18 protein-coding genes are annotated in these 21,850 nt (G+C 73.6%); 10 read left to right on the top strand and 8 right to left on the bottom strand.

Annotated features, from left to right (window positions below; all coding sequences use genetic code 11):
- Nucleotides 1-45: 45 nt before the first annotated feature.
- A complete protein-coding gene (locus ACGF5G_RS18285) occupies nucleotides 46-1,236 on the bottom strand; it encodes a hypothetical protein (protein ID WP_393264029.1) in 1,191 nt (396 codons plus the stop codon).
- Between the two features lie 477 nt (nucleotides 1,237-1,713).
- Here ACGF5G_RS18285 and ACGF5G_RS18280 point away from each other — a divergent pair, with 477 nt between their 5' ends.
- A complete protein-coding gene (locus tag ACGF5G_RS18280) occupies nucleotides 1,714-4,188 on the top strand; it encodes a low temperature requirement protein A (RefSeq protein ID WP_393264028.1) in 2,475 nt (824 codons plus the stop codon).
- A gap of 394 nt (nucleotides 4,189-4,582) precedes the next feature.
- Here ACGF5G_RS18280 and ACGF5G_RS18275 read toward each other — a convergent pair whose 3' ends face one another.
- Complete coding sequence (locus tag ACGF5G_RS18275; RefSeq protein ID WP_393264027.1) at nucleotides 4,583-5,482, bottom strand: GNAT family N-acetyltransferase; 900 nt, start codon at nucleotides 5,480-5,482, stop codon at nucleotides 4,583-4,585.
- A 117-nt stretch (nucleotides 5,483-5,599) separates the two neighbouring features.
- Here ACGF5G_RS18275 and ACGF5G_RS18270 point away from each other — a divergent pair, with 117 nt between their 5' ends.
- The 3 genes from ACGF5G_RS18270 (at nucleotide 5,600) to ACGF5G_RS18260 (ending at nucleotide 7,142) form a co-directional block, all read left to right on the top strand.
- Entirely contained in the window at nucleotides 5,600-5,806 is a 207-nt protein-coding gene (locus tag ACGF5G_RS18270; protein ID WP_357702798.1) for a hypothetical protein, read from the top strand.
- A gap of 156 nt (nucleotides 5,807-5,962) precedes the next feature.
- Nucleotides 5,963-6,733 (top strand): rod shape-determining protein, encoded by a 771-nt coding sequence (locus tag ACGF5G_RS18265; RefSeq protein WP_357702800.1) that lies wholly within the window; start codon nucleotides 5,963-5,965, stop codon nucleotides 6,731-6,733.
- 136 nt (nucleotides 6,734-6,869) lie between these two features.
- Nucleotides 6,870-7,142 (top strand): potassium transporter TrkA, encoded by a 273-nt coding sequence (locus ACGF5G_RS18260; RefSeq protein ID WP_393264024.1) that lies wholly within the window; start codon nucleotides 6,870-6,872, stop codon nucleotides 7,140-7,142.
- Between the two features lie 94 nt (nucleotides 7,143-7,236).
- Here ACGF5G_RS18260 and ACGF5G_RS18255 read toward each other — a convergent pair whose 3' ends face one another.
- Together ACGF5G_RS18255 and ACGF5G_RS18250 are read right to left on the bottom strand one after the other, a co-directional pair.
- The gene (locus tag ACGF5G_RS18255; protein WP_393264023.1) at nucleotides 7,237-8,232 is read right to left on the bottom strand and encodes an alpha/beta hydrolase; all 996 of its coding nucleotides are present in this window, start codon (nucleotides 8,230-8,232) and stop codon (nucleotides 7,237-7,239) included.
- Between the two features lie 73 nt (nucleotides 8,233-8,305).
- Nucleotides 8,306-9,421 carry a DUF4185 domain-containing protein gene (locus ACGF5G_RS18250; RefSeq protein WP_393264021.1) on the bottom strand — a complete coding sequence of 372 codons (1,116 nt, stop codon included), beginning with the start codon at nucleotides 9,419-9,421 and terminating at the stop codon, nucleotides 8,306-8,308.
- A gap of 392 nt (nucleotides 9,422-9,813) precedes the next feature.
- On the opposite strand from ACGF5G_RS18250, the gene ACGF5G_RS18245 reads away from it, so the two are divergent.
- Complete coding sequence (locus ACGF5G_RS18245; RefSeq protein ID WP_393264440.1) at nucleotides 9,814-11,298, top strand: peptidoglycan DD-metalloendopeptidase family protein; 1,485 nt, start codon at nucleotides 9,814-9,816, stop codon at nucleotides 11,296-11,298.
- A gap of 42 nt (nucleotides 11,299-11,340) precedes the next feature.
- Here the strand turns inward: ACGF5G_RS18245 and ACGF5G_RS18240 are convergent, their stop codons facing one another.
- The 3 genes from ACGF5G_RS18240 to ACGF5G_RS18230 all read right to left on the bottom strand — a co-directional run bounded on the left by ACGF5G_RS18240 (nucleotide 11,341) and on the right by ACGF5G_RS18230 (nucleotide 13,578).
- Nucleotides 11,341-11,628 carry a DUF1905 domain-containing protein gene (locus tag ACGF5G_RS18240; RefSeq protein WP_393264019.1) on the bottom strand — a complete coding sequence of 96 codons (288 nt, stop codon included), beginning with the start codon at nucleotides 11,626-11,628 and terminating at the stop codon, nucleotides 11,341-11,343.
- Between the two features lie 106 nt (nucleotides 11,629-11,734).
- Nucleotides 11,735-12,922 carry a hypothetical protein gene (locus ACGF5G_RS18235; RefSeq protein WP_393264017.1) on the bottom strand — a complete coding sequence of 396 codons (1,188 nt, stop codon included), beginning with the start codon at nucleotides 12,920-12,922 and terminating at the stop codon, nucleotides 11,735-11,737.
- A complete protein-coding gene (locus ACGF5G_RS18230) occupies nucleotides 12,919-13,578 on the bottom strand; it encodes a SigE family RNA polymerase sigma factor (protein ID WP_393264016.1) in 660 nt (219 codons plus the stop codon). Before ACGF5G_RS18230 ends, ACGF5G_RS18235 begins: the two co-directional genes overlap by 4 nt.
- 25 nt (nucleotides 13,579-13,603) lie before the next feature.
- On the opposite strand from ACGF5G_RS18230, the gene ACGF5G_RS18225 reads away from it, so the two are divergent.
- Nucleotides 13,604-14,512 carry an ATP-grasp domain-containing protein gene (locus ACGF5G_RS18225; protein ID WP_393264014.1) on the top strand — a complete coding sequence of 303 codons (909 nt, stop codon included), beginning with the start codon at nucleotides 13,604-13,606 and terminating at the stop codon, nucleotides 14,510-14,512.
- Here the strand turns inward: ACGF5G_RS18225 and ACGF5G_RS18220 are convergent.
- The gene (locus ACGF5G_RS18220; protein WP_393264438.1) at nucleotides 14,478-16,346 is read right to left on the bottom strand and encodes a transketolase; all 1,869 of its coding nucleotides are present in this window, start codon (nucleotides 16,344-16,346) and stop codon (nucleotides 14,478-14,480) included. The two genes, ACGF5G_RS18225 and ACGF5G_RS18220, sit on opposite strands and share 35 nt — an antisense overlap.
- Before the next feature lie 249 nt (nucleotides 16,347-16,595).
- Here ACGF5G_RS18220 and ACGF5G_RS18215 point away from each other — a divergent pair, with 249 nt between their 5' ends.
- The 4 genes from ACGF5G_RS18215 (at nucleotide 16,596) to ACGF5G_RS18200 (ending at nucleotide 21,776) form a co-directional block, all read left to right on the top strand.
- Nucleotides 16,596-17,471: an SPFH domain-containing protein gene (locus ACGF5G_RS18215; protein ID WP_393264012.1), complete on the top strand. Its 876-nt coding sequence runs from the start codon at nucleotides 16,596-16,598 to the stop codon at nucleotides 17,469-17,471.
- A 308-nt stretch (nucleotides 17,472-17,779) separates the two neighbouring features.
- Nucleotides 17,780-19,405, top strand: coding sequence for a serine/threonine-protein kinase (locus ACGF5G_RS18210; protein ID WP_393264010.1), 1,626 nt, complete (start codon nucleotides 17,780-17,782; stop codon nucleotides 19,403-19,405).
- Nucleotides 19,406-19,449: 44 nt separating this feature from the next.
- On the top strand, nucleotides 19,450-20,676 hold the full coding sequence (locus ACGF5G_RS18205) for a hypothetical protein (RefSeq protein WP_393264008.1): 1,227 nt from the start codon (nucleotides 19,450-19,452) through the stop codon (nucleotides 20,674-20,676).
- 140 nt (nucleotides 20,677-20,816) lie between these two features.
- Nucleotides 20,817-21,776, top strand: a complete 960-nt coding sequence (locus tag ACGF5G_RS18200) for a hypothetical protein (protein WP_393264006.1) — start codon at nucleotides 20,817-20,819, stop codon at nucleotides 21,774-21,776.
- The last annotated feature ends 74 nt before the right edge of the window (nucleotides 21,777-21,850 follow it).

The following is a 21,850-nucleotide window of genomic DNA, read 5'->3' as shown; positions in this document are numbered from 1 at the left end:
ACCGGGTACGGCCCGCGCATCAGGCGGGACGACCTCCGGGCGGGATCACACCGTCCCGACGGGGCGCTGGTGGGCGCCGGTGATGTCGGTGCCGGCGATGTGCGGCGTGGAGCCGGTGACGAAGAGCCGGTAGCCGTCGTGGTAGCCGAGGTAGGAGCCACGCTGGTGGTGGGTCACCCGCAGGTTCAGCCGCGTGCCGGCGGCAACCTGGACCTGGATCGTGTCGGCCAGCTCGACGGAGTTCGACACGGCGAGCACCCGCCCCGTGTCATCGGTCAGCCGCAGGTCGAAGTCGTCCACGAGCGCCGTGCCACCCGCCGCGCCGCTCGGGTAGTCCAGGTGGTTGTTCGCGGCGCTGCTCACGTACCCCGACAGGGTGGCGAGGTCGTAGCGCATCCACTTCGGGACGACGTTGACGGTGACCCACTGGGTGCTCTGGGAGGTGAACCGGTAGTCGACGGAGCTGCCGGGCGACAGCGTGCTGCGCTCCACCATGAACGAGGTGTCGTTGCCGTAGCCGAGACCGCGGGCGTACTCGTCGCGGTATTGCTCGTACAGCTCGTAGCTGCGGGTGGAGGTCCCGTACGGCACGGTCGCGGTACGGCGTACCGCGCCGCCGCTGGTGACGTACGCGCCGTCGGCCGTGCGCCCGAGCCCGTGCGCGCCGGCCGGGCCGAGTGGACCCAACGGGCCGAGCGGGCCGAGCGGCCCGACGGGGCCCAGCACGCCCCACACGCCGCCGGCCTGGACCTGCTTGCTGAAGTCACCCAGGCTGGGCAGCGTCCCGTGGTACGCCTCCGGCGACAGCGGCCCGTCGGGGCCGAGCGGGCCCCACTCGCTCATCGGCCCGCCGTACCAGCCGAGCATGCCTGCCCAGTCGTCCCAGGCCGTCCCGGTGATCCAGCTTGACGGGTGCCACGGCTCGACGCCGATCGGACCGGCGACGCCGAGCGGCCCCCAGGGGCCGATCAGCCCGTAGTGGCCCAGCGGGCCCATGGGCTTGAGGTAGTCGGCGGGGCGCAGCGGGTCGCCGGAATAGGTGGTCTGCACCGTGGGGCTCACCGTGGACAGGTCGCCGCCGAGGGCCTCCACCGAGGTCGCCGACACGTAGCCGGTGTCCGCGGCCCGGGCGGGGGGCGCCGCCGCGACGACGCCCACCGTGGCGGCGAGCAGTGCGGTGAGAAGGCGCCGTCGGGCCGGCGTCGCCCGGCAGCGTGCTGCGGATGTCCCCTGCATGTGTCGTGCTCCCGTGTCGTGTCGTCGATGGACCTGGCCGGCGCCCCGGCATGCCCGGACACGCGTCACCGCAGCCGACGGCGCCGCCCCTCTGGATGGGCGGGGATGGGTGGCGGGTAGTGCCTCGGCGTCGGAAATCACGCGCCGACCGGGCCGGGAAACCGGCCCACAGAGCCTACAAAGGGACGGGCCGCGCGGGAAATCCGAGAAAGCGTGATTTTCGTCTTCTTGACTCCACCACGGGCCGCCGCCGCCAATGCGGCGGCGCCCGACGGCTCGCCCGCGACGATTTCGGTGGACGACTGGAAAATCCGGGTGGGCCGGCAGGGAAATGACGCAGAAAGCGACGGCGTGAAATGCGGGGCCTGCCGTCGCCGCCCCGCAGACCGCCGGGCGTGCCGGCCGGGCGGCGCCGACTCCCGGGCCCGCTTCCCGGATCCGCTGTCCACCCCGCCGGGCCTTGGCAGAGTGGGGAACGTGACCGAGAAGGGGCCGACGGTGGCGGCCGGCCGGATCCAGCTGGTCGGGGAGTCCAGCGCGGTCAGCCGGCTGGAGCTCTTCCTCGACCTGATCTTCGTCTTCGCCTTCATCACCGTGTCCAGCACGGCCGCGTCCGACCTGACCGTCGCGAGCCTGCTGCACGGCGTGGTGCTACTGGTCCTGCTCTGGACCTGCTGGCTGTCGTACGCCTGGCTCGGCAACGTCGTCCGGGTGGACCGGGGCGTCATGCCGGTGGTCATCTTCGGCCTGGCGGCGCTGATCCTGGTCGTGGGGGTGACCCTCAACGAGACGTTCTCCGACAAGCCGGGCGGCCTGCACGGGCCGCTGGTCGTCGTGGTCTGCTACCTGGTCGTCCGCTCCGGCGCGCTGCTGGTGGCCACCGTCGCCGTCTGGCGGGATCCCGCCGCCCGGCGCACGTACCCGCGTGTCTGGGTGCCCCTGCTTGCCGCCGCGCCGTTGCTGCTGGCCGCGGGCCTCCTGCCCGTCGGCGCGTTCGGTGCCGCCGGCGAAGCCCGGGAGTGGGCCCGCTTCGCGCTGCTGCTGGCCGCCTTCCTCGTCGAGTACCTCGGGATAGCGATCATCGGCGTGAGCTGGTGGCGCGTCCAGTCCGTCAAGCACTGGACCGAACGGTTCCATCTGATCATCCTGGTGGCGTTCGGCGAGATCATCATCTCGGCCGGCACGGGCCAGGGTGTCGGCTGGGCCAGCCCGGTCACCTGGGCGGTGGTCGGGGGCGCCGTGCTCAGCATGCTGCTGGTGGGCGTGCTCTGGTGGACGTACTTCGACATCGCCAGGTTCTCCGCCGAGGACGCGCTGGAACAGGCCTCCGGCGTCGCCCGCTCGCGGCTCGCCCGGGACGCGTACACGTTCCTGCACCTGCCGATGATCGTCGGGCTGATCCTGCTCTCGCTCGGGCTCAAGCACACGTTCAACAGTGTGGCGTTCCAGTCGGTGCGGTCGGAGCCGGCGCTCGGCCTCTTCGCCCTGTACGGCGGGGTGGCACTGTACCTGCTCGCCCTGATCGCCTTCGAGCGCCGGACGATCGGCATCTGGGGCCGCGGGCCGCTCGTCGGCCTCGTCCTGGTGCTGGCGCTCGTCCCGGTGGCGGCGCGGGCGCCGGTGGTCGCCCAGTTGGGGCTGCTCGCCGCCGCGGTCGCCAGCCTGGTCCTGCTCGACCGCACCGTCTTCCGGGTGCGGCACCGGGCGCTGCACCGGGCGATCGAGCCGGTCACCGAGCGCTCCACCGGAGTCACGCCCAAGGAACTCTTCCTCGACCTGGTCTTCGTCTACGCCTTCATCCAGGTCACCGAGCTGATGACCGCGCAACCCGGCTGGCGCGGGCTGCTCCAGGGGCTGGCGGTGCTCGTGCTGCTCTGGTGGGCGTGGTGCAGCTACGCCTGGCTCGGCAGCTCGTTCCGCACCGAGAACGCCCTCGCCCGGCTCCTGCTCCTCGGCGCCGCGGCGAGCATCCTGGTGATCGCCGTCGCCGTGCCCGCGGTCTTCATCGGCCTGCCCGGCGGCCTGCCGGGACCGCTGGTCTTCGTGACGTGCTACGGCCTCGTGCGCGCCCTGAACTTCGTCGCGTTCTGGACGGTCGCCAGGAAGGACCGGCTGTTCCGCGGCCAGTTGGTGCGCCTCGCGGTGTCGGCCGCCGTGGCGCTCGCGCTGCTCTACGCCGCCGCCATCGTCCCGCCGCCGTCGGACGATCCGCAGGCCTTCCGACCCGTCCGTGCCGCCCTGTGGGCCGCGGCCGTCATCGTCGAACTCGGCAGCGGTTACCTGCTCAACGCCCGGCACTGGCCGGTCCGCTCCGCCGAGCACTGGGCCGACCGGTTCGGCCTGATCATCCTCGTCGCGCTCGGCGGCGCGATCGTCTCGACCGGCGCCTCGGTGAGCAACCGCGCGGTCTCCGTGCCCGTGGCCGTCGCCTCCGTGCTGAGCCTGGTGGTGGTCGCCATGCTCTGGTGGGCGTACTTCGACGTCGACGCCACCGCGGGGCAGCGAGGCGTGCAGAGACTGCACGACGGCCGGCGCAGCCGGCTCGCGCTCGAGGCGTACACGTACTCGCACCTGCCGATGATCGTCGGGGTCGTGCTGGTCGCGCTCGGGCTGCGCAAGACGGTGGCGGAGGTCGAGCGGGTCGCCGGACCCGTCGGGTGGTGGGACATGTCCCACCTCACCCTCTACGGCGGGGTGATCGTCTTCCTCCTCGCCGACCAGGCCTTCTGGTGGCGCATCCAGCACCGGGTCCGTGGCCTGCGGCTCGTCGCGATCGTGGCGCTGGTCGGGCTGACGGCGGTGACCACCGCGGTGTCCCGGCTGGCGGGGCTGGCCGTCCTCGCCGGCGCCCTGTGCGCGTTCGCGCTGGCCGAGGCCGTCGGCACCCGCCAACTGCGGCACGCCGCGCACGACCCGCTGGTCCCGGAGTCGTCCGCGCCGCCCCAGCGCTGACCGGGAGCCGCTTGCCTGCCGACCGCCCACTGGCGAGGCCGTTCGGCCGGAAGGCGCCGTGTCGTGACCACTCCGATCAACGCTCCGCGGTGGTTCCGCGCCCGCCGAGCCGGCCCGGAAGAAATGCCGGGCCCGTCATTCGGTACGCCGGAGACGGCAATTCCCCACCGTCGTCATCGTCACACGGCAATGGGGGTAGACCACACGGAGAAACTACCCGGATTGGTGCCCCGGCCCATGGCGGTCAGAGCAGAATGCGCGCAGCGGGAACGAGGGCCGGCGTCAATTGATTCGCCATTCCCGTCGCCCTGCTGGCGTCGTTCCGCCCGTCGCCCGTTGCCCGTCCGCCCGTCGCCCGGGCTCGCCGTCGGGCGGCGGCGCGGCGGTCGACACGTCACGGCGTCAGGCGCTTCTCGAACCAGTGGTGCGCGTAGTGCTCGGTGTTGTAGGGCTCGATCTCCCGGTAGCCGGCCGCGCGGTACATCGCGATCGCCTCGGTGAGGTTGCGATTGGTGTCCAGCCGGACGGCGGTCCGGCCCCGTGCGGCGGCGTGTCGTTCCAGCTCGCCGAGCATCCGCCGCCCGACCCCGAGCCCGCGTACGGTGTCCGCCACCCAGACCCGCTTGATCTCGGCGGGCGCGTCGCGGTGGAGCTTGACCGCGCCGCACCCGACGGGCTCGCCGTTGAGGGTGGCGAGCAGGAACAGGCCGGCCGGCGGGACGAGGTCCTCGTCGTGCACCGGGTTGCTCCGGCTCGGATCGAACCCGTCGTCGAAGCGTCGGGAGACCTCCCGGGCATAGGCCCGCGTGCAGGCCCGGGCCCGCGGGTCGCCGGGCGGGCAGGGTGCGATGACCACCATCGACGCGACGAGCAGCCGCTCGACCTCGGCCATCGCCGCGACGAGCCGCTCCCGGCGCCGCGCGGACAGCGGCGCGAGGATCGACGAGGCGAACTCGTCGGAGCGCCTGTCGAGTTCGGACCACTCCGCCCGGCCGGCGTCGGTGAGCGTGGCGACCCGTACCCGCCCGTCGCCCCCGAAAGGGTCGGAGGGCCCGACGGTGACCAGCCCGTCGTGCTCCAGGGTGCGCAGGAGCCGGCTGAGGTGGCCCGAGTCCAGCCCGAGCCGGGCCCGGAGCGCCGCGACCTCGCTGCCACCGGGACCGATCTCCCACAGCACCCGCGCCTGCGCGAGGGGACGCCCGCGCGCCATGTACGCGTCGTCGAGGGCGCCCACCCGCTGGGTCACCGTCCGGTTGAACCGCCGCACCGCGGCGACGAGCTGATCCGAGGTCATGAAACCTGACTTTAGTCAGCTATCTGTCCCGGCGCCAGGGCTTGCGGAACCGGCGGCCGGGTGGCGCCCGTCGAACGCCGTGGCCGAGCGGCCGGTCGCCCGGCTATGGTGTCGGCCATGCAGGATCGGCACGGTCTCCGCCGCGTCGGCAAGCGCGTCTCGCTGTCGGCGCTGCTGATGCTGGCCGTGCTGGTCATGGTGCTGTCGGCGGCGCGGGCCGTCGGGCTGTGCATCGTGTTCCGGTGCACGCGGCGGGCCGTCCCCGGTTGCGTGCCGGCGTGGTCGGCGGACCGTGCTCCGCCCAGGCTGACGTTCGCCGTCTGAAGCCTGTTCGCCTCCCGACGCCCAACGGCGCCGGCCCGTGGCTTGGAGCACCATGCCGACCCTGCGTCACGACACGCGCCCCCGTTCCCTGTCCGTCGGTGACGGACCGCCCCGACCGACGACGTGCGCCGCCGCGCCCGCTCCGGCGCGGGGGCGATGAGCATGCTGGCTCCCGGCGCGTACGCCCGCCTCGGCGTACGGCATCCCGTCGCCCTCGACCTCGGCACGTCGACGGTGCGCGTGTGGACCCCGGTGCACGGGGAGGTCGTCACCGAACCCGCCGTCGTCGCGCGGATACCCTCCGGCGGCCATGCCGTCGGGCGCGCCGCGATGGACCTGCGCGCCACCAGCGGCGCGAAGCTGTTGTGGCCGGTGCGGCACGGCGTGGTGGAGGACTTCTTCACCTGCGTACACCTGTTGCGGGTGGTGGCGGCGGCCGCCGGACGGCCGGGCGACGACGTCTCACCGGTCGTCGTCGGCGTGCCGGCCACCGCCACGTTGCAGCAGAAGAACCTCCTCGTCGCGGTGGTCCGCCGGGCGCTCGGCGGGCGCGTCGCCACCGTGGAGGAGCCGTTGGCGGCCGCCCTGGCCTGCCAGGCCGACCTGGACCGCGACGACGTCGTCGCCGTCGACATCGGGCACGGCCGCACCGAGATCGCCCGCATCGCCGACCGCGCGGTCGCCGCCGCCGAGCACGTCGACGTGCCCAACGCCGTCGACCAGGTGCCGTTCATCGCGGCCGCCGTGCGCCGCGTCGGCGCCCGCCCGGTCGGCCCGGGTCGACGTCGGCTGCTGATCACCGGTGGCGGGGCGGCGCATCCGGGGCTCGCGGCCCGGCTGGCCGCCCTGACCGGCCGCACCGTCACGATGCCCCCGGATCCGCACCTGGCCACGCTCGCCGGCCTGCGCCTGCTGCTCACCGGCTGACCCCGGGCGACGGTCCCCGCACGGCGAGCCGACGACTGCGCCGTGCCTGCCGTCGCCGCCGCAGCCGGACGTGCCCTCGTCCGGCCGTCACCGCACCGCGCCCACCGCTGCGGTTCCCTCACCACCTGGAGTTCCGATGGACGTCGAACTGACACCGCTGCCCGGCATCGGTTTTCGCCGCATGTTCACCACCGACGCCGGATGCCGCGTCGGGGTGGTGACCCACTACGCCGGCGGCCGGCGTGAGCTGGTCTACCACGACGGCGACGACCCCGACGCCGCCCGCAGCATCATCCTCAAACGAGACGAAGCCGTCGCCCTCGCGGGGCTGCTCGGCCTCCTCGACGTCTTCGACGTCACCATCACCGCGCCCGACGATCCCGGCCGGCAGCCCGCCGCGCCGCGGTGAGTGCCCGCCGGCGCGGATTCCGTGCACCGCGCAGCCTGCGACGACGTCCCCGCCGCGCCACGGCTCGGGTGGCGCGGCGGGGACGTCGACGAGGTCAGCCGGCGCGGCGGAGGCGGCGGAGCATGCCGTCGAGGTCCTGGACGAAGAGCTCGTGCCGGAAGTAGTGGCCCCCGGGAACCTCGCGCCACTCGTGCGGGATGCCGGCGCGGGCGAGAGCCGCCCGGAACTCGCGCTGGCCGGCCAGCACCTGGGTCTCGTTGACGGTGTCGAACCAGTTGACCGGGTCGGGCGAGGTGCCGGCGGCGAGGAAGACGCGCTTGTTGTGGTAGCTGCCGATGCGCTGGACGGGGTTGTCGGCGCTGACCCGGGCCTCGTCCCACAGCGGTGCGCCGTAGACCGTGCCGCCGCCCAGGTCCAGCGCCGCCGAGGTGGCGTTGGCCCAGTGCACGACCAGGCCGAAGTCCCGGCGCAGGCTGGCCGGACCGGAGTGGGAGCTGACCGAACAGAAGTGGCCGTAGTACTTCGCGGCGTACTTGAGGGCGCCGAACCCGCCCATCGAGAACCCGGCGACCGCGCGTCCGTCGTACTCCGGGAACGTGCGGAAGTTCGACTCGATCCACGGCAGCAGTTGCGCCATGTGGAAGGTCTCCCAGTTGCGGGGGCCGGTGTTGCTGTGCACCGGGTTCGAGTACCAGCCGGTCGAGGCGTCCGGCATGACGACGATGATCTCCCGGCCGGCGGTGAGATTGATGATGTTGTCCTGCAGGTGGAAGGTGCGGAAGTCGGCTCCGCCGCCGTGCAGGAGGTACAGCACGGGATAGCGCCTGCCGCTGGTGTGGTAGCCGTCGGGCAGCAGGACGTTGACCGCTGGGTCCCACTCGACGGCGGCGGTGGCGAAGCGGTAGTACTGCAGCCGGCCGGGGTTCTCGTTGCGGTCGACGATGTGCAGGCCGTGGCCGTCGACAGCGGCGACCGCGGGGGACGACGCGGAGAACGCCCCGACGAACGCTCCGGCGGCGGCGACTCCCGCCGTGCCGGCCAGCAGGCGCCGGCGGCTCACTCGACGACGGACGTTGCCACTCTCACTCATGGTTTCCCTCCAGCGCCGGGGCCGCGTCGACCCGGCGTGACGACTGCTGCGCGCCCGCCTCCGTCCGGCGGGTTCACGCCGACGCGACGAATTGACTGACGTGGTACGCGGTGCTCCGGTTGTCGGGCGTCCTGGTCCACTTCGACACCATCAGGTGCAGGTCGTTGGCCCGGCGGCTGGACCACGGGTGGATGAAGCCGCCGTAGAGCCCGGGCTCCTGCCACGGCGTGACCTGGACCTTCTCCGCCGTCCAGACCTGGTCCGGCCCGCCGGCGGTGCGGGTGACGATGCAGCCGGTCGCGCAGTTGAGGTAGGACATCACCCAGGTGCCGTCGGCGAGCCGCCGCACCGACGGCTCGCCGAACCGGCCGGTGAGGATCGGCGTGCACGGGCGGCTCCAGCCCCAGTTGGTGCCGTTCCAGCCCCAGCCCTCGTAGGACTCGGGATAGAAGAGCCGGTCCCAGCGAACGCGGCGCAGCATCATCGGGCCGTCCTGCCGGCCCGAGCGCACCGAGAAGACGTACACCCAGTCTCCGTCGCGCTGCATCGTCCACATCTGGAAGGGGTCCGTGTTGGTGCCGTCGTTCCACCACTTCAGCGGCGTACGGACGAAGTCGTTGCCGTTGTCGCTGTAGGCCAGCCCCGCGTAGCGCGACTTCCAGTGCGGCCCGGCGGGGCCGGCGGAGTTCCAGTTCTCGATGCTCATGTACGAGACGAGCTGGCGGCCGGTCTCGGGGAAGCTGATGCCGTCGTTGGGGATGACGGTCACCTCCCAGAGGCCGTCGATGCCGACGCCGTTGTGGCCGTTGTGCATCAGCTCGGGAGCCCGCCCGTTGCCGGCGACCCGGGCGGCGCTGTCGAAGACGATCCCACCGCTCGACCCCGGGTGGACGTAGGAGCGCAGCATCACCGGTGAGCGCCAGTCGTTGGGCAGCGGCGGGCCCTCCGGCCACGGCGTGTTGAAGGTGTCGCCGAACAGGTAGCCGATGGAGCCGTTCTCCAGCACGTACGGTATGCCGAGGTCGGTGCCGGCGACCTGCCACCGGTGGTTGGTGTCCAGGTCGGCGCCGGTGAGGCGCTTCTTCCAGTAGGCGGCCTGGGCCGCGCCGGGGGCCAGGGCCGGCGCGGCCGCGGCGGCCGCGCCGACCACGGCGACCTTCCCGAGCAGTGAGCGGCGGTTGATCGTCATGACCGTCCTTGTCGCGAGCGTGCGGCGGGCAGGGCGGAGAACTGTGGCGCCGGAACGGATGCCGACCTGATCAAGCGACCCTCGTCGATGTATAGCTGGAAGCTACGGCCAACGTCCGGCGCGGTCAAGCGCGCTCCGGCGCCGAAGGATGTTTGCGGGTGGCTAGTGACACCCTGCCGGAAACTTTCGTCAATCCATTGACAGGCGTCACCGCCCTTCTCCAGACTCGCGCCATCGGAGCCCCGCTCGCCCGCGCTCCGAGCACCGCCCAGACCGACCGGCGGGCCGGCGCGACCGCAGATCGCACGGCCCGTTTCCGCAGCCGCCACCACCGCAGCGAGGAGCCGCCCGTGCGTACCGTAGGCATCGTCCGCCGACTGGGCGTGGCGCTCGTGGCCGCCGTGGTGACGTGGGCGGCGCTGGCCGTGGCGGCCGGCACACCCGCCGGCGCCGCCGCGCCCACCTTCAAAGCCCCGTTCCCGTGCGGGCAACGGTGGACCTACAGCCACCACAGCAGCGAGGTCCGTCAGGCGCTGGACTTCGTCCGGGCCGACGGCGGGGTCACCGACGGCACCCCCGTGCTCGCCTCGGCAGCCGGCACCGCCTACCGCTACTCGCAGCCCAGCGGCGCGGGCAACTACATCGCCATCGAGCACGGCGGCGGATGGAAGACCTACTACTTCCACCTCGCCGCCTACTCGGTGGCCAACGGCGCGACAGTCGCCCAGGGCCAGCAGATCGGGCTGACCGGCAACACCGGCAACTCCTTCGGCGCGCACATCCACTACGAGCAGCTGTACAACGGCGTCGGGCAGAGCATCGTCATCAACGGCATCTCCCTCGCGCCGTATCCGGGCTCCTACCACCAGCGGTACCTCACCAGCGACAACTGCGGTCGCCCCGCCGAGCCCGTCGCCGGTCGGGCGTTCGGTTTCGGCGACGGGCAGCACGTCGTGGCGGTGGGTGCGGCGGGGTCGTTGGTGAACCTGTCGTGGTCGCCGGGTGCGGGACTGGTGCGGGCGGACTGGGGCGGGGGCCCGCTGACGGGCAAGGCGGTCGGGTATTCGCACGCCGGTCAGCAGCACGTGTTCGCGCGGGGGAGCGACAACACGTTGCGACACTGGTGGTTCGGGCCGGGCATGGCCTCTCCCGGCTTGGACGACTGGAACACGGTCGGGCGGGTGATGTCGAATCCGACCGGCTTCGCGTACGGCAGTCAGCAGCACGTGTTCTACCGCAATCCGGAGGGGAACCTGGAGCACCGCTTCTACGACCTGAACACGGGCCAGATCGCCGGTGGGGTGTGGCCGGGTGGTGGGTTCGTGGGGAATCCGTACGCGTTCGTGCATCGGGACCAGCAGCACGTCTTCGCCCGGACGGCCTCGGGTGGGTTGATCCACTGGTACTGGTGGCCGGGCATCAACCCCGCTACGGACAACTGGGGTGTGACCTCGGGTGTGGCGTCGGACCCGACCGGGTTCTCCTACGGCGGCAACCAGCACCACGTGTTCTTCCGCAATGCCGACGGCAGGTTGCAGCATCGGTTCTTCGACGATCCGTCCGGCACGCTCAACGGTGGCGTGTGGCCCGGTGGTGGGTTCGTGGGGAACCCGCACGCGTTCGTGCACCGCGATCAGCAGCACGTCTTCGCCCGTACGGCTTCGGGCGACCTGGTCCACTGGTACTGGTGGCCGGGGATCAACCCGGGCGTCGACGACTGGGGCGCCCGTGGTGTGGTGACCGACGACCCGGCGGGACTGTCGACTCCGAACCAGCACCACGTGTTCTACCGGACGACGAACGGCACCCTCGAACACCGCTTCATCGACGACACCACCGGCCGACTCACCACCGACAACTGGGGCGGAGCGCTGTAGGGTCCCGGCCGGGACGCCTCCGGCCCGACCCGGTCACCCGGGTCAGACGTCGACGACCAGGCGCACCGTGACGGCGTCTCCGACCGCGAGCCCTTCGGCCTCGCGCACCCCGGCCTTCACCGGCACGAGGTAACGCCCGTCCTTGGGGAACAGCGACGTCCGCCACCCGGTGCCCCCGATCCGGGCCGTCACCGGGATCATGCCCCAGCCGTAGCTCACGGACGCGCAGGTCGCGTTCAGCTCGCGGGAGTCGTCTTCCGGCACGGGGACGAAGTGCCACGGCGCGGGGCCCCTCCAGAAGAACATCTCGCCGCTGAACTCCACGTCCATCGGCTCAGCATAGGGCCGCGAACTTTCGCGGCGGCGGGCCGAGGCTGCCGGTGACGGTCGTCGCGACGGCAACCCCGGCCCGGCCGCGCCTCCCCGGGTCGGAGTGTCACCGGCAGCGCCACACCACCGGGACAGCCCGGGGACCGCCGACCGACCCGCCACCCGCGACGAGGCGACCGTCCCGGCTGATCGCCACGGCGTAGTTCGACATGTCGGTGTCGTGGTCGTGCAGGTCCGGCAGCGTCACCATGCCCTGGTGGCTGGCGAGCAGTCCCTGCCCCTCCCGGCTGCCGACGAGCCAGCCGTCGGCACTGACGCCGCGACCGCCCATCCGCATCCCGGGGAAGGTCTGGACCTCGCCGGTGCGCAGGTTCCACCGCGTCGGGACGTCACCGCGTGGCCCATCCGCGGTGCCGGCCACCCAGTCCCCGAAGATCGACATCGCGCGTGTGGCGACGGCCCTCTCGCCGTCGACGACCGGTGGCGGCAGTTCCCGCAGCGTGCCGTCGGGCAACCAGGCGTACGCCTGGAACAGGGTGGTGCGCTGGCGGTTGAGCGTGCCGACGATCGTGCCGTCGGCGGAGATGTCGCTGGCCTCGCCCTCCCAGTCGCCGTCCGGCATCGGCAGCACCGTCGGTTGGTCCGTCGGGGTTCGCCAGACCAGGGGCTGTCGGAGCCCGTTCGCACCGACCACGACACCGCCCTCGTTGATCGCGTTGGCCCGCGTCGAGGGCTGCCCGGGCAGATGCGTCACGGTGCCGTCGCGGTAGATCCACGCCCGTTCACCGACGGTGCCGCTGACGCCGACCGCCTCGCCGCGGGAGTTGATGTCGGTGGGCAGTTGCTGGTCGCCCGGCACCGGGATCACCTGGAGGCGGCCGTTGTCCCAGATCAACATGTCGAGACCGGTGCCGCCGCGGCCGGGGTTCGTCCGACCCACGATGTAGCGACCGGTCGGATCCATGCCGATCACCATGTCCATGACGCTGCCCGCCGGCACCGGCAGCCGCTCGACCGGGCAGGCCGTGGGCAGGCCGCGCGGCGGCTCCGACCTGGACGCGGCCGGCGCCGGATGGGTCGGACGTCGTACGGCGTCGATCACGGCGGGCGCGGCCACGACCGCCAGCGCGGTGACCGCTGCCGCCGCGGACACCCGGATCCGCGTGGTCCGTCGTCGGGCCGCTCGGCGTCCCGCCTGCACGATCTCCTCGGCGGAGAGCCGAGGCCCCGGCGCGATCGAGTCGGCCCGCCGCTCGAGTGCGTCGGCGAGTCCCCGGTCCGGTCGGTCGTTCATGGCGTCACCGCCCCCTTCTCCGCATCCTGTTCCTCCAGTTGACGGCGTAGCGCGGCGAGACCCCGCGACGCGTGGCTCTTCACCGTGCCCCGCCGGATGTCCAGCACCTCGGCGATCTCCGCCTCGGCCATGCCCTCGTAGTAGCGCAGCACCAGCACGGCCCGCTGCTTCGGCGGCAGCGTCAGCAGGCGCTGCCACATCGCGTCGTGCTCCAGGCGCGCGTCCGTCTCGTCCACGCCGCCGCGGTCCGGCACCGTGTCGACCGGTCGCTCCCGGTACGCCCGGCCCCGCCACCACGACGTCGCGGTGGTGACCAGCGCCCGCCGCACGTACCCCTCGACGGCGGCGGGGTCCCGGATGCGCGACCACCTGACGTACGTCTTGATGAGCACCGTCTGCAGCAGGTCCTCGGCCCTGTCGCGGTCGCCGACCAGCAGGTAAGCGCTGCGCAGCAGCGCCGCCGAACGCGCCGCGACGAACGACCGGAACGCGTCCTCGGCAACCTCGTCTATCGAACCTCCACACCGCCCTATCCGACTGCTCGGACTAAGGACGCACTCGCCCGCCGATCGGTTGTCCTGGTGCGCGGCGACGGGAAGTCGCCGTCGCCCGGCACCACCGCCGGCATCGCCGACGGGAACGCGGTCGCGTCCCACGGGCCGATCGGGCAACATCCACCGGATGCTGTTGATCGTTCCCGCGGACCCGCTGCGGCCGCGTCGTCCGGATGACCACTTCGCGCCGGAGACACGCGCGGCCCGGGCCGCGGGCGTCGCGGTCGCCCTCGTCGACCACGACGCGTTGGCCCGTGGCGACGACGTGCCGCGGGCGGTGTCCCGAATAACGGTGGAGGGCGAGGCCGTCTACCGCGGGTGGATGTTGCGCAGCGAGCGGTACGCCGCCTTCGCCGCAGCGCTGGCCGGCCGTGGCGTCACGCTGCGGACGAGCGCCGAGCAGTACATGCGGGCCCACGAGCTGCCCGGCTGGTATCCCGACCTCGCCGAATTGACGCCGCGTACGACGTGGACGGTCGGGACACGGCGCGCCGACTTCGAGCGGGCGCGGTGCGACCTCGGCGGCGGGCCAGCGGTGCTACGCGACTTCACCAAGTCGATGAAGCACCACTGGCACGAGGCGGCGTTCATCCCGAACCTGGACGACGGTGACGCCGCCTGGGCGATCGCGAGCCGGTTCCTCGACCTGCGCGCGGAGGACGTCGTCGGTGGCCTCGTGCTGCGCCGGTTCGAGCGGTTCGCCGGCGCCGAGGTCCGCAGGTGGTGGATCGACGGCGGCTGCGTCCTGGTCGGCGCGCACCCGGACAGCCCGCACGACACCCCGCCCGCGGACTTCGACCCGTGTCCGCTGGGCGCGTCGATCGCGGCGCTGCGGTTGCCCTTCGTGACGGTGGATCTGGCCCTGCGCGCCGACGGGGTGTGGCGGATCGTCGAACTCGGCGACGGGCAGGTCAGCGACCGGCCGGTCACCATCGCACCGGAAGCACTCGTCGGCGCTCTGTTCACCGACCCGGCTGCGCGGCCACCCGTCGCCCGCCCGCTCAGTCTCGGGACAGCGCGGCGCGCGACGCCGTGACGATCGCCTCCACCCCGATTCCCGCCTGGTCCATGAGCTGGCTCGACGTCCCGGAGGTGGGCAGGCCGCGGACGGCGAGGTGCGTCACCCGCACCGGCTCGGCGAGGTCGGCCAGCGACTCCAGCACGGCCGAGCCGAGGCCACCCTCCGGGTAGTGGTCCTCCACCACCACCAGCCGGCCGCCGGTGACCCGGACGGCGTCCAGCAACCGCTGCCGGTCCAGCGGCTTCACCGAGTACAGGTCGATCACCCGGGCCGCGACGCCCTCGCCCGCCAGCCGGTCCGCGGCGGCGAGGCAGTTGTGCACCGTCACCCCGGCCCCGACCAGCGCTACCCGGTCGTCGTCGCCGCCGCGCAGCAGCTTGCTGCCGCCCACCGGGAAGTCCTCGTCGTTGCCGTACAGGACGGGGTACGCCCCCCGGGTCGTCCGCAGGTAGGTGATGCCCCCGCAGTCGACCATCTCCCGCACCAGGGCCGCGCAGGACACGGCGTCGCTGGGGTAGAGGACGGTCGACCCGTGGACGGCGCGCATCGCCGCCAGGTCCTCCAGCCCCATCTGCGAGGGGCCGTCCGCCCCCACCTCCACCCCCGCGTGCGAGCCGGACAGGGCGATGTCGGCCCCGGAGATGCCGGCCATCCGGATGAAGTCGTAGGCGCGGGAGAAGAAGGCCGCGAAGGTCGAGGCGAAGGGCCGGTACCCGCGTACCTGCAAACCGACCGCCGCGGCGACCAGCTGCTGTTCGGCGATGAACATCTCGAAGAACCGGTCGGGATACTCCCCGGCGAACCGGTCGGCGCGCGTCGAGTCGCTGACCTCGCCGTCCAGCGCGACCACGTCCGGCCGGGCGCCCAGCGCGCGCAGCGCGTCGCCGTAGGCGTTGCGGGTGGCGACCTTCGCCCCCCGGTCGTACCGGGGCAGCTCCGGTGGCGCGCCGGCGGCAGCGGCGGGCGGCGGAGCGGCCTCGGGGCGTGGGCCGGCGACGCGGATCTGGCGTACGCCGCCGAGCGCGTCGACGGCGCGGTCGGCCAGGTCGGGCTTGAACGGCTTGCCGTGCCAGCCCGGCTTGTTCTCGACCTCGGGTACGCCCTTGCCCTTCACGGTCCGGGCGAGCACCACGGTCGGACCCGTCGCCTGCCGGGCGCGGCCCAGCGCCTCGTCGACGGCGGCGAGGTCGTGACCGTCGACGACGACCGCCCGGCAGCCGAACGCCTCGACCCGCCGCCGGTAGGTGTCCAGGTCCCATTCCAACTCGGTCGGCCCTCGCTGCCCGAACCGGTTCACGTCCACGATCGCCGTCAGGTTGCCGAGCCCGTAGTGGCTCGCCTTGTCCAGCGCCTCCCAGATGGAGCCCTCGGCCGTCTCGCTGTCCCCGCACAACACCCAGACGTGGTACGGCAGCCGGTCGAGGTACCGGCCGGCCAGCGCGATCCCGACACCGACGGGCAGCCCCTGGCCGAGCGCGCCCGTGGCCACGTCGACCCAGGGCAGCACCGGTGTCGGGTGCCCCTGCAGGCGCGAGCCGAACTGGCGGTAGGTCTCCACCAGCTCCTCGTCGCTGATCACCCCGACCGCCTTGAAGACCGCGTACAGCAGGGGCGAGGCGTGGCCCTTGGAGAAGATCAGGTGGTCGTTGGCGCGAGCGCCCGGATCCGACCAGTCGTAGCGCAGGTGCCGGGTGACCAGCACGGCGAGCAGGTCCGCGGCGGACAGGCTGGAGGTCGGGTGACCGGACCCGGCTCGGGTGCTGCACCGGATCGCGTCCACCCGCAACTGCGCGGCGAGCTCGCCCAGCTCGGTGATCTCGTCGGCGCGGAGAGTGCGCTCTGCTTCCATCGTCACCGGCATCGCCTCCAGCGATCGGCCTTCCTCGGCCCGGTGCTGCCGGACCGCCCGACCCACGGCCGGGCAGCCCCCGCCGGCCTGCTCCCCGTACCGTAGCCAGGAAAACCGCCCGGCGTCCGGCAACCACCGATCTGCCCCGAGGGGCGCCGGCGGCCGACCGGACGACCGCCGGAGAGGCAGGACTATCCGGCGACGCAGCGGGAAAGGGGGGCCCGGGGAGCCGAACGGATCGGGGGTGCCATGGAAGCCGTCGTGATCGGCGCGGTGATCGTGGTCGTGTTCTTCGCGCTCGTCGGCGCCCTGAGCATCCGGCTTGTACAGCAGTACCAGCGCGGCATCGTCTTCCGCTTCGGCCGCGTGCTGCAACCGGTCCGCGAGCCCGGCCTGCGCCTGATCGTCCCGATCGCCGACCGGATGGTCCGGGTCAGCATGCAGACGACCGTGATCGGCGTGCCCCCGCAGGGCGCCATCACCCGGGACAACGTCACCCTCACCGTCGACGCGGTCGTCTACTACCGGGTCGTCGACCCGGTGAAGGCGCTGGTCAACGTCCGCGACTACCCTGCGGCCGTGCTCCAGGTGGCGCAGACCGCGCTGCGGTCGGTGATCGGCAAGGCCGACCTGGACACCCTGCTCGGCGACCGGGAGCGGATCAACACCGAGCTGAAGGCCGTCATCGACGCGCCGACCGAGAAGCCGTGGGGGCTGCTCATCGAGCGGGTCGAGGTCAAGGACGTCGCGCTGCCCGAGGGGATGAAGCGGTCGATGTCCCGCCAGGCCGAGGCGGAACGCGAGCGCCGCGCCCGGGTGATCGCCGCCGACGGCGAGTACCAGGCGTCCCGCCGGCTCGCCGACGCGTCCCGGGCGATGGCGGCGACCCCCGGGGCGTACCAGCTCCGGCTGCTGCAGACCGTCGTGGACGTGGCGGCGGAGAAGAACAGCACCCTGGTGATGCCGTTCCCGGTCGAGCTGCTGCGCTTCTTCGACAAGTTCACCCGCAGCGCCGAACCCGCCCGCGACGCCGAGCCGCCGGCGGCGCAGCCCCCCACGGCGGAGCGCGCCGCGCCGGCGCCCGCCGCCGCGCCCGGCGACGGCCGCCGCCGACCCCCGGCCTGACCCCTCGCCGGCCCGCGACTGCCGACCTCGGCGCGCCGCCGCCTCCGTCGCCGGTTCGCCCGGCTGCCCGGGTACGACCACCGCCCGCCGAGCCGGCGGGTGGCCGCCCGCTCGGCGACGACGCTTGCGAGAGGGTGCTACGAGTGGGCGGTGTCCGTTACCGACCATGCCGCCACCCCGCCGCGCCGAGCGGGACGTCCGGAGCCCGGAAGCAGCCGTTGCGCCGATGGATCCACCGCCCGGCGCGACCACAATGGCCACCGAGGCAGCCACGGAGGCTGTCCGTTCCGGGGTGGGGAGGTGAGCGCGTGACCGGCTGGCAGGTCTCGGGCTACCGCCCGGTCCGGCAGCTCGGCGCCGGCGCGTCCGGCCGGGTGGACCTCGCCGTGCACGACGCGACCGGCACCCCGGTCGCCATCAAGTACCTCACCGGCGGCATCGGTGACGACCCCTCGTTCCGCACCGCGTTCCGGGACGAGGCCCGGCTGCTGGCCGAGATCGACGACCCGCACGTCTCCCGGCTCTACGAGTACGTCGAGTCGCCCGCCGGCGCGGCGATCGTCATGGAGCTGGTCGACGGCGTATCGCTGCGGCAGATGCTGCGCGCGCACGGCCCCACCACCGCGGAGTCGGCGCTGTGCGTTCTCAAGGGATCGCTCGCCGGGCTCGGCGCCGCGCACGCCAGGGGCGTGGTGCACCGCGACTACAAGCCGGAGAACGTGCTGGTCACCGCCGAGGGCACCAGCAAGCTGGCCGACTTCGGCATCGCGATGCCGGTCGGGGAGACCTCCGGGGTCAGCGTCACCGGCACCCCCCGCTACATGGCCCCCGAGCAGTGGACGGGCGCCCCGGCCAGCCCGGCCTGCGACATCTACGCGGCCACCGCCACCTTCTACGAGTGCCTCACCGGTCGGCCGCCCTACGACGGGCGGGACCTGTTCACCCTGCACCAGCAGCACGCTCGGGCGCCGATCCCCACCGACCCGGCTCCCGAGCCGGTGCACGACCTGCTGCGGCACGGCATGGCCAAGCAACCGGCCGAGCGACCGCAACCCGCGCAGGTCTTCCTCGCCGTGCTGGAGCAGGTGGCGGCCGGCGCGTACGGACCGGAGTGGGAGGAGCGCGGCCTGCGCGAGCTGGCCCGCCGGGCGGCCCTGCTCGCCGCCCTCTTCCCGTTCCCCGACGGCACCGGCGGGGCCACCAGCCTGGCCAGCACCGCACTGGGCGGGGGCACCGGCCGGTGGACCTGGCTGCGCGCGGGCCGGGCCCGCGCGGCGCTGCTCGGCGGCGGGTTGGTCGCCGCACTGCTGGTCGGCGGGGCCGGGCTGAGCTACGCCAGCCGCGACGAGACCGTGCCGGCGGCGGCCGCCCCGCAGGCGACGGCGGGTCCGACCGGCGAGGCGTCCGCCCCGGCCGCCGCGCCGCCCACGCCGACGGCGGCGGCGACCCCCGTCCCGGCGTCCGCCACGCCCACCGCGACGACGGCCGCCCCGGCGTCAACCGGCCTGAGTGCGTCGTCGTCCCCGTCCGCTTCCGCCTCGCCGACCGCGTCGGCCAGCACCAGCCCGCCACCGCCGGCGGACACCGTCGCGCCCTCCGTCGGGCAGGTCGCGGCAAGCCCGACCGCGCTGGACCCCGAGGGCTGTCCGTACGGGCCCACGTCCAGCACCGTGTCCGCCGTCGTCTCCGACGACCGTACGACGGCCGGGAGACTGCGGGTCAGCTTCCGGTACACCCTGGACGGCCGCACCACGGAGGTGCCCATGACGGCCGACCGTCGTGGACTGTTCCGTGGCGTCCTGCGCGACCTGCCCCGGCCGGGCGACAGCACCCGGATCCCGGTCCGGGTCGTCGCGGTCGACGAGGCCGGCAACGCCTCGCCCGAGAGTTCGCCGGTCCACGTGACGCTCCGCCCGTTCTGCACCCCGGGCTGATCGGTGGCCCGGATGTCGACCACGATGACGGAGGGCGGGCCGCCGTGACCCAGCCGAACGACCAGACCGAGGCGCTGCCCACCCACCGGCTGCCCGTCGACGCCGCGGCGACCGCCCGGCTCGACGGCGTCCCGCACCCGACCGGGCCCACCGCACACCCCGCCTCCGACGAACCCACCGCGCACGTGAGTGCTGGCGAGCCCACGGCACACCTGGCCTCTGGTGATCCCACGGCCTACCCGGGTTCCGGCGGGCCGACGGCCTACCTGGGTTCCGGCGAGCCCACGGCCTACCTGCGTTCCGGCGGGCCGACGGCCTACCCGGGTTCCGGTGAGCCCACGGCCTACCTGGGTTCCGGCGAGCCCACGTCGTACCCCGGCTCCGGCGAGCCGACCGCGCCCCTGCCCGGCGGCGCGCCGACGATGCGGCACCCGGCCGCCAGAGACGGCACGGCACACCTGGCCCAGGGGGAAGCTACGGCGCACCTGAACCTTGGGGACGCCACCGGGCACCTCGGCGGGGGAGAGCCCACGGCGCACCTCGCGCCGGGGTGGCGGGTAGCCCCGCCCGCCGGTCCCGTGCCGTCCCCGCGCGTGGACCCCGGCCGGCTGCCGGTCGATGCGGGTGGGCGGTCCGGGCCGTGGACGACGGCGCAGCCGAGCGGGCAGGAGCCGACGGGCCCGGTGACGGCGGTCGGGACGGGGCGTACCACCGGGGCCGGGCCGGGGACGGTCTTCGGCGGGCGTACGGGAGCGTCCCTCGTGCCCGTGGGCGGCGAGGTGCGGTTCGGGCCGGGCGTGCCGGCCACCCCACCGGTCGCGCCCGCCTGGCCCGTGCCGACGCCCCCGCGCCGGCGGCGGCCGGCGTGGCGGACCGTCACCTCGGTGCTCTCCACTGTGCTCACCGTCGCGCTGCTCGCCGTCGTCGGCCTCTATCTCTGGCAGCGGATCAGCCCTCTGGAGGTCACCGGGGTCACGGTGGCGGTGCCGCGGCCGGCCGGCGACCGGTGCGACGTCACCGTCGACGTGGTGGCCACCGTGTCGACCAACGGCCGGGCGGGGGAGATCCGCTACCAATGGCTGCGCAGTGGCAGCGCCCCCGGCAGCCTGCTGACCGAGCGGGTCGGCCGCGGCCAGCGCACCGTCGAGTTGACGCTGCGCTGGGCCTTCAGCGGCGTGGGCACCACGACCGAGACGGCCACGGTCAACATCACCTCGCCGTCCCCGGTGCAGGCCCAGGCCCCGGTCGCCTACGACTGCCGGCGCCGCTGACCCTCCCGGCCGAGCGGGCGCGCGGCCCCGCCGGCACCGTCGCGTCGACGCGACGCCGCCCGGCGCCGACCGGTGTTTCCCCGGCCGGCGCCGAGGGTAGGTCGGGCGCGACGAGACGGACACCCGTGTGGAGGATTCCCATGAGAGACGACTTCGGCGACGCGGTGGGGGACGCCCTCCGCTCGGTGATGCTGTTCCTGCCCAAGGCCGTGGCCTTCGTGGCGATCCTGGTGGTCGGCTGGCTGATCGCCAAGGCCGTGCTCAAGATCGTCGACAAGGTGCTGGAGCGGGTGGGCTTCGACCGCGCGGTGGAGCGCGGCGGGATCCGCCGGGCCCTGGCCCGGTCCCGGTACGACGCCAGCGACATCGTCGCGAAGCTCGCCTACTACGGCGTGCTGCTGGTGACCCTCCAGCTCGCGTTCGGCATCTGGGGCCCGAATCCCGTCTCGGACCTGATCGCCGGCGTGATCGCCTGGCTGCCCCGTGCCTTCGTCGCGATCGTCATTGTCGTGGTCGCCGCCGCGATCGCCAACGCCGTCAAGGACATCATCAGCGGCGCCCTGGGCGGGCTGTCGTACGGCCGCATCCTGGCCAGCATCGCCTCGGTGTTCATCCTCGGCCTCGGCGTCATCGCCGCCCTCAACCAGATCGGTGTGGCGACCGCCGTGACCACCCCGGTGCTGGTCGCCGTGCTCGCCACCGTCGGCGGCATCCTCGTCGTCGGGGTCGGCGGCGGTCTGGTCCGTCCGATGCAGAGCCGCTGGGAGTCCTGGCTGACCCGCGCCGAGCAGGAGTCGCACCTGATCGCCACGCACGCCCGCGCCTACCAGGCCGGCCGCCGCGACACCGAGACCCACCTGACCGAGCCGGCCGCCGACGCCACCCAGGTCGTCCGTGCCGGTGAACCCGCCGGCCCGGCCGTGGACGCCGACGCCACCCAGGTCGTGCCGCGCCCCGCCGATCCGGCCGCGCCCCACGTCGACCCGGACGCCACCCAGGTCACCTCGACCGGCGCCACGGTCCCGGCGCAGCCGACCGGCCAGGACGCCGAGGCCACCATGGTCATCCCGCCGATGGGTCAGGAGAAGTTCCGCCGCTGACCGTGCCGCCGCGTTCCGGGGTGGGATCCGCACGAGTCCCACCCCGACGCGTGTCGCGGTACGGCATGGCCGTC

This window comes from Micromonospora sp. NPDC047730 (genome assembly GCF_043204765.1).
In the GTDB taxonomy this organism is placed as follows: domain Bacteria; phylum Actinomycetota; class Actinomycetes; order Mycobacteriales; family Micromonosporaceae; genus Micromonospora.
This window is presented reverse-complemented; position numbering and strand designations above follow the sequence as displayed.